This window comes from Variovorax humicola, from assembly GCF_037889915.1.
GTDB lineage: Bacteria > Pseudomonadota > Gammaproteobacteria > Burkholderiales > Burkholderiaceae_C > Variovorax > Variovorax humicola.
The window spans coordinates 53,160-65,825 of sequence record NZ_JBBKZV010000021.1; the positions used below are offsets into that span (position 1 = coordinate 53,160).

The window sequence follows — 12,666 nt, forward strand, 5'->3', positions numbered from 1 at the left end:
GCCCCCTGGAGGCCTTGGAGGGGGACGCGCCGCAGGCGCTTCGGGGGGAGTCATCCTGGTCTGCTCGTGGGCACCCGCGGAACCGGCTTTGCCGGGCCGCTGGGTGCGCCCCCTCGAGGGGGAGGCGCCGCAGGCGCTTCGGGGGTGTTTAATTAGAACCCGCTTGACCTGCGGGAATCAAGCCGTATGTATCGTCTTCAGGGCCGCCCTGGTTTCCAATGAAGCCAGCCCCGCGTCGGCCTTTGGAAGTCATGCCCACCAGTTCCTTCCACCCTGCCGTCTCCCGCTGGTTCCAGCGGACCTTCCCGGCCGCCACGTCGGCGCAGGCCGCCGCGTGGCCGAGCATGCGCGCGCATCGGGACACGCTGGTGGCAGCGCCGACCGGATCGGGCAAGACGCTCACGGCGTTCCTGGCCGCGCTCGACGACCTCGTGCGCCAGGGACTCGAACCGGACGGGCTGCCAGATGAGACGGCTGTCGTCTACGTCTCGCCGCTCAAGGCCCTGTCCAACGACATCCGCCTCAACCTCGACGCCCCGCTGGCCGGCATCCGGGCTGAATTGGCGTCCCTTGGGCTGCGCGATGTCGAAATCCGGACCGCCGTGCGCACGGGCGACACGCCGCCGCGCGAACGCCAGCAGAACCTGCGCAAGCCACCGCACATCCTGGTGACGACGCCCGAGTCGCTCTACGTGCTGCTGGGCTCCCTGTCGGGCCGCAAGATGCTCTCGACCGTGCGCAGCGTGATCGTCGACGAGATCCACGCCATCGCCGCCAGCAAGCGCGGCAGCCACCTGGCGCTTTCGCTGGAGCGGCTGCAATCGCTCTGCGCGTCCGGCTGGGGCGGGCGGCCCGTACGCATCGGCCTGTCGGCCACGCAAAAACCCATCGACGAGGTGGCGCGCTTCCTTGTAGGAGCAGGCGCGCTGCGGTCCGATGGCACGGCCGAATGCGACATCGTCGACATCGGCTATGCCAAGGAGCGCGACCTCGCGCTGGAGTTGCCGCCCACGCCGCTGGAGGCGGTGATGTCGGGCGACCAGTGGACGCAGGTGTATTCGCGTATCGCCGAACTGGTCTGGCTGCATCGCACCACGCTGGTCTTCGTGAACACGCGGCGCATGGCCGAGCGCGCGGCGCGGCACCTGGGCGAGATCCTCGGCAAGGAAGCGGTGGCCGCGCACCACGGGAGCCTTTCGAAGGAAACGCGGCTCGCGGCCGAGCAGCGCCTGAAGCGCGGCGAGCTCAAGGTGCTGGTCGCGACCGCCTCGCTGGAGTTGGGGTTGGACATCGGCGACGTGGACCTGGTCTGCCAGCTCGGCTCGCCGCGCTCGATCGCGACCTTCCTGCAACGCGCCGGGCGTTCCGGACATGCGGTGGGCGGCGTGCCGAAGGCGCGGCTCTTCCCGCAGTCGCGCGACGAGCTGGTCGAGTGCGCCGCGCTGCTCGACTGCATCCGCCGCGGCGAGCTCGACACGCTGCGCATCCTGCCCGCGCCGCTCGATGTGCTGGCCCAGCAGATCGTGGCCGAGACCGCCTGCCGCGAATGGAAGGAAGACGATCTCTGCGCGCTGGTGCGCCGCGCGTGGCCCTATGCGCAGCTCACACGCGAGCGCTTCATGGAGGTCGTGCGCATGGTCTCGGAAGGCTTCGCTACGCGACAGGGACATCGCGCCGGCTATGTGCACCGCGACGCCGTGAACCACCTGCTGCGCGAGCGCAAGGGCGCGCGCATGACGGCGTTGACTTCGGGCGGCACCATACCCGACACCGGTGACTACACCGTGATGCTGGAGCCGCAGGCCGAGAAGATCGGCACGGTCAACGAAGACTTCGCGGTCGAGAGCCTGGCCGGTGACGTGTTCCAGCTCGGCAACACCAGCTACCGCATCCTCAAGATCGAACCGGGCCGCGTGCGCGTGGAAGACGCGCATGGCGCCGCGCCCAACATTCCCTTCTGGCTGGGCGAGGCGCCGGGCCGCAGCGATGAACTCTCCTTCGGCGTTGCAAGACTGCGCGAGGAAGTGGCGCAGGCGCTGGCCGCCGGTGGGCGCGATGCGGCGATGAAGCGGCTGATCCAATCCATCGGCCTTCAGCAAGAAGCGGCGCGCCAGATCGTCGAGCACCTCGCGCACGGCGCCGCGGTGCTCGGCACGCTGCCGACGCAGCGCACCCTCGTCATGGAGCGCTTCTTCGACGCCTCCGGCGGCATGCAGCTGGTGATCCATTCGCCGTTCGGCAGCCGGCTCAACCGCGCCTGGGGCCTGGCGCTTCGCAAGCGTTTTTGCCGAACCTTCAACTTCGAATTGCAGGCGGCGGCGACCGAGGACGCGATCGTTCTGTCGCTCTCGACCAGCCACAGCTTTCCGCTCGACGAGGTGGCGCGTTACCTGCACTCCGCCACCGCGCTGGACATCCTGGTGCAGGCACTGCTCGACGCGCCCCTCTTCGGCGTGCGCTGGCGCTGGAACGCGACCACGGCGCTCGCGCTGCCGCGCTTCACCGGCGGTCGCAAGGTGGCGCCGCAGTTGCAGCGCATGCGCTCGGAAGACCTGCTCGCGGCAGTGTTCCCCGACCAGGTGGCGTGTGCGGAAAACCTGGCCGGCGAGCGCGAGATCCCCGAGCATCCACTGGTCGCGCAGACGCTGGACGATTGCCTGCATGAGGCCATGGATGCCGACGGCTGGCTCGCCTTGCTGCAGCGCATGGAGGCGGGCCAAGTGCGCGTGGTGGCGTTGGACCTGCCCGCCCCGTCGCCGTTGGCCATGGAAGCGCTCAACGCCCGCCCCTACGCCTTCCTCGACGATGCGCCGCTGGAAGAGCGCCGCACCATGGCCGTGCAGAACCGCCGCTACACCGATCCGGAGAGCGCCGACGACGTCGGGGAGCTCGACGCCGACGCCATCGCCAGCGTGCGCGAGGAAGCCTGGCCGCAACCGCGCAGCACCGACGAGATGCACGAGGCGCTGGGCATGCTGGGCGCGGTGAGCGACGGCGAGGCGACGCGTGCAGCGGATTGGAAGCACTGGCTCGCGGCGCTCGCCAAGGCTGGTCGCGCGACTCGACTGCTGCTCGACGGCAAGGGCCGCGGCGCACGCGGCGTGTGGGTGGCGGCCGAGCGGTTGCCGCTGTGGCAGGCCATCGCGCCCGACGCGCGCATGCAGCCCGCCATCGCCGCCCCGTTCGATGCAGAGCGCCCGGCCGACCCTGACACCGCACTGCGCGAACTGCTGCGATCGCGGCTCGGCGGCCTCGGCCCGGTCAACGTGGCGGCATTGGCCGACGCGCTGATGCTGCCGCACGCCGAAGTGCAATCCGCGCTGCTCGCGTTGCAGGCCCAAGGCAGCGTGCTGCAAGGGCGCTTCACACCGGGCATCGACACCGTCGAATGGTGCGAGCGTCATTTGCTGGCGCGCATCCATCGCTACACGCTCAAGCGCCTGCGCCGCGAGATCGAGCCCGTCGAGCCGCGCGACTTCATGCGCTTCCTGTTCGAGTGGCAGCACGTCGGCGCAGGGACGCGCGTGAGCGGGCCGGAAGCGCTCTCGGGCGTGCTGTCGCAGCTCGAGGGCTACGAGGCGCCCGCGGCGGTCTGGGAGGCCGACCTGCTGCCCGCGCGCGTGACCGACTACGCAAGCGCATGGCTCGACGACCTGTGCACCGCGGGACGCGTGCTGTGGACGCGGCTGCGGCCACTGCCCGCATCCGCCCTCGAAGCATCGAAGGGCACGGGCAACAACTCGCTGCGCGCCACGCCGGTCGTGCTGCTGCCGCGCCGCAGTGCAGCGCTGTGGACCGGCCTGGCACCCTCGTCCACCGATGACGACACACTGGGCTCGCGTGCCGGGCGTGTCGCCGCGTACCTCGCGCAGCACGGCGCCTGCTTCTTCGACGAGATCGCGAGCGGCACGCGCCTGCTGCCGGTCGAGATCGAGATGGCGTTGACGGAGCTGGTCGCCAAGGGCCGTGTGCGCTGCGACAGCTTCGCCGGCCTGCGTGCCTTGCTGGTGCCCGCATCGAAGCGCGCATCGGCCGACACCCGCCGGCGCCGGCGCGTGCCGCTCTTCGGCATCGAGGACGCAGGGCGTTGGACGCTGGTGCGGCCACAGGTTCAGCCGCAGGCGGCCGACGCGAACGCAACGCCGGCCATCGAGCAGGTCGTCCATGTGGTGCTGCGCCGCTACGGCGTGATCTGCTGGCGTTTGCTCGAACGCGAAGCCGCTTGGCTGCCGCCATGGCGCGACATGGTGCGCGTGTGCCGCCGGCTGGAAGCGCGCGGCGAAATCCGTGGCGGGCGCCTGATCGCCGGCATTTCGGGCGAGCAGTTCGCCCTGCCAGAAGCGATTGCTGCCATGCGCAGGGTGCGCCGCACGCCGGGCGATGGCGCGCTCGTCGCGCTCGCGGCCAGCGACCCGGCCAACTTGCTTGGCACGATCGTGCACGGCGCGAAGGTCCCGAGGGTGGCCGGCTCCCGCGTCCTGTACCGCGATGGCGTGCCGATCGCGGCCAGCGTGGCCGGTGAGTTCGACGCGCTGGTGAGTCTCGACGAGGTGGAGACCCGGGCGGCGCGGCGGGCGCTCACGCTGGACACCTCATCTCGGCTGCTCGCGTTGGCGGCAGGCAATGACGGCTGAGGGCCGGCGCGCTTGCAGATTGAATCGCCCCGGCCTATAACAAACCGCCCCCATGCACCGAGGAGGCCGCATGACCGATGACCGCCTGAGCCATTTCAAGCCCCTGGATCCGGGCCGGATCCTCGTGGTCGACGAACTGAAGTTGCACTACCGGTGCAAGCACCGCCGATGTCCCCGGTCGGCGCTGCCGGAGGCCGCGTCGAGGGTCAGTGATCGCGCCACCGCGATGCGCGACGATCTCGCCTCACTCCAATGAGCACCCCAGCCAAGCGTGCGCACCCGCCCCATGGTTCGCGGGCTCCCCGCCGCGATCGGGCCAAGCGCCACGGTCACCGGCCGAAGGCTCAGGCGCCTTCTGTCGCATGGTTTGCCTTGGGCACCGTTCTCGTCACCGTCGCGCTCATCTACCTTTCACTCCGGTAGCCTTCGGCGCCAGATCGGGATCGGACAGCAGAACTTCTCCTGCCTCGGTCGGAGTATGTTGCTGTGATCGGCTGGCTCTCGCCAAGCAGGTATGCGTTGTAGTCGAGCCCAGGTTCACCTCATTCGATTACGCGGTCGCCCTGTGGAGAATTGATGGGGACACGGTAAGTTCAAGCATGCGCGCGGCGGCTGGATGTTTTGTGGACAAGCGGCGCACCTCTCTCGGGCGTGCATCGCCCATCGACTGCATGAATCGGCACCAAACGCGCGCATCACGAATGAGAAGATCATTTGTGCAGTGCACCATTCGGGAAAAGTCAACACTCCGTTGTCCCCGCAGGCGGTGCATGACTCTGTGGATAACTGACAGGGCGACGCGCCGGAGCCGCGCCGCGCCTCGCAACCGACAGGATGCCCAGCGAATGAGCAGCCTGGTCGATTGCGACGCCTTTGCAGAAGGTTACTTTTCGCGCCTGGGGCCGGTCGCGCCTCGCGCCGGTTCCACGTAGAGTGAAAAGGCGACGGCAATCGGGAGGTCGGGCAAGGTCCCGTCGGTTTGTGCGCATTTGTTAACGCGGCGATTTGACCGCTTCCGTGCAACATGGCGGCCATGCACAAATCACTCTTCTGGCTCATCGCGATGGCGATCTCGACAATCCTCGTGACCTGCATCGGTTGGCAGGTTCTGGTGGCGTGCGGATTGATGTCGCTCGCAACGCTGCATTTCTCCACGCGTGCACTTGCCGCAGGCCGCGTTGGCTCTGCGCAAGAGGACTCCCGGTTCACGCCCACGACCTCCTTTGCCAGGTTCTGACCTCTGCCGGCGAGGCTGGTCGGTGAGAACCGACAGCAGCCCTGTCAGCGGTGTGCCCTGCGCTCGCTGAGGGCGATTGGATCTTGCAACACAGGCCGGTCGCCAGGCCATGTCCTTGCCCGAGACCATGGCGATGGCCGCGCACCACGGCGTGGCCACCGTCATGGACTGCTTCCGCGCGGAAAGCTCGCTCGGCAGCAAGGCCAGTCGCATGCTCGGTGAGAATTGAACCACCCTCGGCATCGCGCTAAAGCGTGACGGCGCCGATGGGCGTCCAGTCGCGGGTGTCGCGACCAACGAGCAGGGTTGCGAATCTCGGGCCTGGATGTAGGAGCCCATGGCGCGCTGCGAGGATCAGGTGATCGTCGCCGGCGTGGCGCTGTGTCGGGCTGACATAGCGGATGGCGCTGTGACGATGATCGAAGTTGTACAAACGCACGAAGGCGGTGGCCCATGCCCGCGCCGCGTCCAGATCGACGAAGCCCCTGGCGCGGAACTCTGGGCGGTACTTGGCGGTTCGGAACAACGACTCCGAGAAGGCGTTGTCGTCGCTCACGCGCGGGCGCGAGTACGAAGGCTTGACGCCCAGCCAGTACAGCATCGCCAGCACGGTAGCGGCTTTGAGCGTGGCGCCGTTGTCGCCGTGCAGCACCGGCTTGACGGACAGCGTGGCGATGCCCTCGGCCAGCGCCGCATTCTTGCGCCGCAGATCGCGCTCGAGCTCCTCGATGCGGCGCCGATCCTTACAACTATTCTGACGCGGGGGGAGGCGTCACCGGACGCCATCCCGCCGTATCACGAATGTTTCCGCGCGAGAACCATAGTACTTCGTCACCTCGGCACCGGTCATCAGCTTGGACGATTTCAGAATGGGAGCAGCTACCTTATACATTCGATCGGGATCGGGGCCGTACATGTAAAAGTACCCGTCACTACCGTCAATATGAAACTCTGTCTCGCCAAGTTCGCCAACATCCGCATGTTTTATCGCGCTTCTTAGTCGATTTTCCAAGGCCATAATTCGAGCTCGGTCTTTGGGGTATTCATCGAAATGGATCATCATTACCGGTAATAGTGGCTTCGATGATTGTTCCAAAGCTGTGCTGCCACCGAACAAAGCCATGCATAGAAATGTGACGACTATTTTTCTTCTCATCGTGGGAGCGATCTGGTTTTCCAGATGAAAATCAATTCTCAACAGTCCTCGACGTCGCGCTGCGTACCAAGCGCACACCAAGCGCAAAACCCGGGCTATGCCCATCGATAGTACCGTCCAGCAAGTCGACGTAGTAAATCAGCGGCGGCATTTTTGGGACTGAAGTCTGTGTCCAATAGGGCGCGCCGTCCCCTTCGATTGCTTCGATTCCATTGGCAGAAGCCAACTTTGGTGACACACAGCACGACTTCTGGAAACTCATCAACTCGTGGACCGTGGGGAGGCGCCACCCAGGGCCGAAACGGTTTGCATACACTTTCGCATCATTCCATGATAAGGGTCGAAGTGATCCTTTGCAGACTCCAGCGCTCCAGAACATTCCCACACTGCAGCGTTGCCATTCGAGACGGTTTGACCCCCCGTCCATGCGATCGCTTCGACACCCACGGGGTTGCGACGAACCAATCGACGCCCCTTTAAATTTGTTTGAAGCGCATACCACCTGCTCCGCGGCACAGGCTGTCCCGGACCCTAAGACCACCAGAACGGTCAGGACGATTACGCTGCGCATGGCTTGGTCGGGTAAAGCGCCCATCCCTTTGCAACCAGTATGAGCGATGCAGGCTTATATTCAATGTGATTCCCATACACTGCGCACGGCATCTCGAATTGGAACTCCCGATTCGATTTCCATTTCATTGAATTCTCGTGAACATATGCCTGAAGTAATGTTGAGTCGGTCTTATCGGCAGTCTCAAGGTGTTCAGAATAGTATTCATTGCGCCCGCTAGGCCAACTAATCATTTGGATGTAGCAACCGGATTCAAAGCAGTCTGAAGAAAAAATTTTGCCCCGTCCAGGAGAGGAAGAAAAGTGGGTACCGATTTTTATTTCCTCGCCCGTACGGGCCGGCAGCAGGATCAATTGAACATTGATTCGCCTGACCTCCACTGCGTAGGCATCAAGCGTCGACAAGTACCCCTTATTGGTGTAATACACCGGCGAACCACGGCGCGGATTGTCATTTGAAACGTAGCGACGTGTTGATCCGTTATTGAACCGAAGGATCACTTCATTATTGGATGTTGACGCAAAGGCCTCAATGAAAAATCCGCCAAAAAGAAATACAACTTTTGTAGAAAATAAAAGACTCCGCATCCATTTCGAACTTTTCGCCTGTCTACGAAAAAGAATTCTCTCAAACGAATTGCCATTAAGCTCTGCTCGCTCATGGCCCATATTTTGATAATCTTTGATGATCAAACTACCTATGCTCCCGGGAGGTGAGGGTCTTGTGGTCATGCTGGCTCTGTCGCAATACGCCGCTCGAGGCGAGTTGATCCCGGAAGTTTGTCCGGATCAACGCACGGGGAGGCTGTAGAAGGAGTTGGCATCTGAAAATGTCAAGCCCCGGGGCAGCGCAGCTGCCCCTTCTTAATTATGTGAATGGTCTCGATGCCGGCGATCAGCCGGGCCACACAGCGAAAGGACTTGAATCCCAACATGGGCCGGATTCGTCGCGTGATGCCGCGGTGGTCCTGCTCGACAAGATTGTTAACTGGCATGATGAATTGAATTTGCAGCGACGACTACCTACTTCCATAATGTGAGAGGGCCACAGGATTTCTCGCGTGCACTACTTCTTTACGAAAGAGCAGCGAGAAGCCTCAATTATTCTGGGATTTATGTTTTTTGAGGGGTACGGGACACCCCGAAATTCCTGTAAGTCCGGGTACTGGTATTGCAGGGCGGGCGCGCGAGGAATCGAAGAAGCCAAGTATGCGCTCCGGGCACAATGCAACTTCGGACTGGGAGCTGTTTTCAGATGACCCTCGAGACTGGACCGACAAACCGGAGCGAGTCGACTCGCACATGTCACTTACCCGATGGCATGACCAAAAGCGTTAGCCGATCCTGCCGCACCCTGCGGCCGTTCACTGAAAGCGGTGTATATCAGGTCGAGTAGTCGGCGTTAATGCTGACATATTCGGCAGACAGGTCACATCCCCAGACGGTAGCTTCCCCTCCACCACAACCAAGATCGACAGCAATTCGCACGTTCTCAGCGCGCAGCATATCCGAAAGCCGCTGAAGATCACGCGCTGCTAACTGATCCGGATAAACCTGAAGATCGCCGAATCCGATACGCACGCGCTCGGGTTCGATGTCGATGTCCTGTTCGCACTTGCCGATCGCCATCGCCACACGCCCCCAGTTCGGGTCGGCACCATGAATCGCTGTCTTGACCAGGGGAGAATTGACAATTGCCTTCGCGACACGCCTAGCCTGCGCGCTGTCACGCGCGCCTTTGACGCCGACTTCCAGTAACTTCGTCGCGCCCTCGCCGTCGCGTGCGATCTTTTTGACCAGCGCCAGAGCCAGCCCATGTAGTGCGTCTTCGAACTCATCTTCCGGCACCGCACCAGCCAACCCGTTCGCAAAAATGACTGCCGTACTCGTGGAGGTGTCGCTATCGATGCTAAGACAATTAAAGGTCGCATCAATAACCTTGCGAAAGATACGGTGCAGCAGCGGTTGCGCCAGTGCTGCATCGGTGAAGAAGAACGCCAGCATAGTCGCCATATTGGGCTCAATCATGCCAACGCCCTTGGCGACGCCTACGATGGTCGCGCCACCCACCCGTACAACGACGTGTTTGGGAACCGTATCGGTGGTCATGATCGCCCGCGCGATCGCGGGAAAACTGCAGTCGGCCGTATCGGGTTCAAGGCCGTCAACGAAAATACGAACCTTGTCCATCGGATAGGGTGAACCAATGATGCCGGTCGACGCCACCAGAATGTCATGTGGTGCGAAATGAAGTTTTGCCGAGACCCGTTGCGTCAGTTCGACCGCATTGGCCCGTCCTTCCCTGCCCGTAGCAACGTTGGCGTTTTTCGCTACAACCACAACTGCGGCTGGCCCTGCACCATATGCTGCCGGCTAAGTTTGACGCTGGGTCCAGCGAACAGGTTCTGGCTGAACATCGCCGATACCAAGCATGGCTCGGTAGAGAAAACGCAGGCGAAATCGTCACTTCCATCCTTGATCCCGACATTTCCCACAAGTGTTTTAAACCCCAGCGGTTGGGGCATGTCATCGTATAAATCCACGTTACGATCCCTGGATCAAATGCGAGAAGGTTCCTGGCATTGAAACTCCCTTGAATAAAGACTCGCGAGGTAATATGTCATCGGCTCGACGCTTGGCCGATGACCCTCGGAGTGACGCGAGTAGCAGGTCAGCGTAAGACGACGCTTACGCGGGACAGTCTGGTGGCGTGGCTTGACCGTTCATGTACGACTTGTACTTTTCGTAACAATAAGCCGTTTTTGACGTGTAATCCCGGACATTCGCCCGAACGTGGTCAGCAAAAATAGTATTCACGGATGAACCTTCGTGAATGCCGATCTTCTTGCGCCATACGATGCTCGCGGGCAGCAAATCAAGCTCTTCGGCGCATTCGCGCAATGCAATCTTAACGTCGCGCTCGGACAGCTTCAGTTGCGGAGCAAGGCTCGCAGCGAAGCCTATGACCGATGGGCGCCAGAAAGGATGCTGAACATCCAGGCCGAACGCAGCTGCACCGAATGGGGAAAATTCTCCTGTCCAACGGGTACGATAAATTTGTGCCCACAGACGCGCATTGATATCTTCCATGGCATCGTTCTGATCGAGCACACCCCCGAACAGCAGATCCGATCCATAACCGGTAATGACCCGTGCATCCTTTGCGCCAACACTGCGGTAGAAGCACATCAGTGTTGACTGGATCTCGGCGGACAGTCCGTCGAAGATTTCGTTGTGGTAAATGGCCTGATGAACGCCGTTGATGATCTCCGGTGATGAGTAGTCAATCTCTGTATGCTTGGTATTCAGGTGATCCGATACGATTCGTGCAAATGGAAATTCGTTGCTCAGACCAGTACCAAGCGCGAACGTTTCGATATCGGCACGTTTTCTTGAAGCCAACGACGTTACCATGCTCGAGTCCAGTCCACCCGAAAGCGGGATCAGAATGCGCCCGGTGGTATCGACGCTCGACGATACGCTTGACGTCAATAGCTCGGCTATTCTTTCTCTGGCGACGATTGCTGGCACATTTTGTGCGTCTGCCAGGCGCGGCACGTAGTAGGCCGACGTATCCACACTCGCCTGACCGAACCCGTCCACGTAGAGCGTCGTATACGTGCCTGGTTTCAGACGCGACGCGTTCTCGATTGGCAGATAGTCGTCGGCGCGGATGTCCGATGCGAGCACCTGCTGAACCGGATGGAAGCGGAAAACACTTGGCTCTATCCGCCCCACGTGCTTGAGTTCGGAACACAGCCACACACTGCGCGCATGGACGACGTTGAGCGGCTGCATGCCGAGCGCATCATTGACGGCGAAGACCGTGTCTCGGGTGAACTCCAGATAGTTAAATGGCCCCTCTACAAGAGTAAAGATGGATGGGCCAAGTCCGGAGTACAGAATGCGGAATAGCTGTACGGTGCTCGCGGTGCTCGCGCCACCGTCTAATGCGACCGCGACCGATCGCAGGAAGATGACATTGGTCGGTGATCCGAGCACGATCGACACCCGCGTGGTGGACATATGCACCCGATCCTGCAGGCACACACCCTCCAGCGAACGGACAAAAATATCCCATCCCATTGCGCCGAGTCCTTCCCAACCGCCTTGATTTGCAAAATGCGTTGTACTGGTATCCCCGGCTACCTGTCTACGTGCGATAAGTGAATAAGTCATGCGGGCGATTCCTCTTCGTGGTTAAGTAATTGAGACTGGAGCGAACGCGCGTCATCAACAGGCATGATCCACGTACCGAGGCGAGTGTCCTGGGCGATCTTCGACAGCTTCAACGCTTCGTCATAGCAGGTAACGACCGTGATGGTGCCCCGCGCGGCCGCCATCTGCGCGGCCTTGATCTTTGATTTCATCCCGCCAGTTCCCATCACGCCCGGCACCTCCGAGGCTGCCGCCAACAGTCGTTCGTCGAAGGCACTGATGGTCTCGAACAGCCGCGCTTGACTGTCCAGGCGCGGGTCAACCTCATATACGCCGGAGCGATCCGTTAGGATGATCAACTTTCTCGCGCCCAGAACAACAGCCACCTCCGCACTGAGCTCGTCGTTGCTCGGAAATCCACCGTCAGACGACGTGACGTCGTTTTCGTTAATTAGTGGTATGCCTTTGCTGCAACAGATGGCGTCGATGGCCGCTGCGATTCCGGCGCTTGCGAGTGGCGAGCGAAATTCTTCACGACTGAGCAGCATTTGCGCCGCACAGTACCCGAGCTTTGACAGGTGTTCAGAGAAAGCCGCAACAAGCCGGATCTGCCCAATGGCAGCCCGGCAGGCGCGCGTTATCGCCGCGTCACTATTTGGTTGGATATCGCATCGACCAAGTTGTACGGCGCCTGACGTCACCAGCACTGGATGAAGGCCCATTGTGCGCAGGGCATTCAGGTCCTCGCACAACCGAGCTATTAACGTGTGATTTGGATTGCCTGCGCAGGTCAACGTGCTGCTGCCAAGCTTGATTATAACTTTTGAATGCACGGCTGCCGTGTTATTTGTGTTCATTGGCAATTGATGTTATAAGTTTTAGCAAGCAAATAACGTTGTTTAATTTTTCTT

10 protein-coding genes and 2 pseudogenes are annotated in these 12,666 nt (G+C 61.7%); 4 read left to right on the plus strand and 8 right to left on the minus strand.

The genetic code is table 11. The features are described from left to right. Positions 1-251 precede the first annotated feature (251 nt). The 4 genes from WKW80_RS25480 (at position 252) to WKW80_RS25495 (ending at position 6,100) form a co-directional block, all read left to right on the plus strand. On the plus strand, positions 252-4,634 hold the full coding sequence (locus WKW80_RS25480; RefSeq protein WP_340366367.1) for a DEAD/DEAH box helicase: 4,383 nt from the start codon (positions 252-254) through the stop codon (positions 4,632-4,634). Between the two features lie 70 nt (positions 4,635-4,704). Continuing rightward, complete coding sequence (locus WKW80_RS25485; RefSeq protein ID WP_340366368.1) at positions 4,705-4,890, plus strand: DUF3606 domain-containing protein; 186 nt, start codon at positions 4,705-4,707, stop codon at positions 4,888-4,890. A 777-nt stretch (positions 4,891-5,667) separates the two neighbouring features. Continuing rightward, positions 5,668-5,871, plus strand: coding sequence for a hypothetical protein (locus tag WKW80_RS25490; RefSeq protein WP_340366369.1), 204 nt, complete (start codon positions 5,668-5,670; stop codon positions 5,869-5,871). Positions 5,872-5,947: 76 nt separating this feature from the next. Continuing rightward, positions 5,948-6,100, plus strand: coding sequence for a hypothetical protein (locus WKW80_RS25495; protein WP_340366370.1), 153 nt, complete (start codon positions 5,948-5,950; stop codon positions 6,098-6,100). Between the two features lie 21 nt (positions 6,101-6,121). Here WKW80_RS25495 and WKW80_RS25500 read toward each other — a convergent pair. The 8 genes and pseudogenes from WKW80_RS25500 to WKW80_RS25530 form a co-directional block, all read right to left on the minus strand. Next, a pseudogene (locus WKW80_RS25500) lies at positions 6,122-6,571 on the minus strand (integrase core domain-containing protein); the annotation flags it as partial. 72 nt (positions 6,572-6,643) lie between these two features. Beyond that, on the minus strand, positions 6,644-7,069 hold the full coding sequence (locus tag WKW80_RS25505; RefSeq protein WP_340366371.1) for a hypothetical protein: 426 nt from the start codon (positions 7,067-7,069) through the stop codon (positions 6,644-6,646). Continuing rightward, positions 7,059-7,622 (minus strand): Lcl C-terminal domain-containing protein, encoded by a 564-nt coding sequence (locus WKW80_RS37435; protein WP_422822962.1) that lies wholly within the window; start codon positions 7,620-7,622, stop codon positions 7,059-7,061. The genes WKW80_RS25505 and WKW80_RS37435 overlap by 11 nt, the downstream gene beginning before the upstream one ends. Then, positions 7,586-8,329 carry a hypothetical protein gene (locus WKW80_RS25510; protein WP_340366372.1) on the minus strand — a complete coding sequence of 248 codons (744 nt, stop codon included), beginning with the start codon at positions 8,327-8,329 and terminating at the stop codon, positions 7,586-7,588. The genes WKW80_RS37435 and WKW80_RS25510 overlap by 37 nt, the downstream gene beginning before the upstream one ends. Before the next feature lie 57 nt (positions 8,330-8,386). Then, positions 8,387-8,586: pseudogene (locus tag WKW80_RS25515) on the minus strand (DDE-type integrase/transposase/recombinase); the annotation flags it as partial. A 394-nt stretch (positions 8,587-8,980) separates the two neighbouring features. Then, entirely contained in the window at positions 8,981-9,937 is a 957-nt protein-coding gene (gene argJ, locus WKW80_RS25520; protein WP_340366373.1) for a bifunctional glutamate N-acetyltransferase/amino-acid acetyltransferase ArgJ, read from the minus strand. Between the two features lie 348 nt (positions 9,938-10,285). Further along, complete coding sequence (locus WKW80_RS25525) at positions 10,286-11,776, minus strand: carbapenam-3-carboxylate synthase domain-containing protein (protein WP_340366374.1); 1,491 nt, start codon at positions 11,774-11,776, stop codon at positions 10,286-10,288. Further along, positions 11,773-12,612 (minus strand): amino acid kinase family protein, encoded by an 840-nt coding sequence (locus WKW80_RS25530; RefSeq protein WP_340366375.1) that lies wholly within the window; start codon positions 12,610-12,612, stop codon positions 11,773-11,775. Before WKW80_RS25530 ends, WKW80_RS25525 begins: the two co-directional genes overlap by 4 nt. Positions 12,613-12,666: the final 54 nt, after the last annotated feature.

Excerpts from the sequence above, each read along its gene's own strand:
- WKW80_RS25480 (WP_340366367.1), top strand. The coding sequence starts at position 252 with ATGCCCACCAGTTCCTTCCACCCTGCCGTCTCCCGCTGGTTCCAGCGG.
- WKW80_RS25485 (WP_340366368.1), top strand. The coding sequence starts at position 4,705 with ATGACCGATGACCGCCTGAGCCATTTCAAGCCCCTGGATCCGGGCCGG.
- WKW80_RS25490 (WP_340366369.1), top strand. The coding sequence starts at position 5,668 with ATGCACAAATCACTCTTCTGGCTCATCGCGATGGCGATCTCGACAATC.
- WKW80_RS37435 (WP_422822962.1), bottom strand. The coding sequence starts at position 7,622 with ATGGGCGCTTTACCCGACCAAGCCATGCGCAGCGTAATCGTCCTGACC.
- WKW80_RS25510 (WP_340366372.1), bottom strand. The coding sequence starts at position 8,329 with ATGACCACAAGACCCTCACCTCCCGGGAGCATAGGTAGTTTGATCATC.
- WKW80_RS25525 (WP_340366374.1), bottom strand. The coding sequence starts at position 11,776 with ATGACTTATTCACTTATCGCACGTAGACAGGTAGCCGGGGATACCAGT.
- WKW80_RS25530 (WP_340366375.1), bottom strand. The coding sequence starts at position 12,612 with ATGAACACAAATAACACGGCAGCCGTGCATTCAAAAGTTATAATCAAG.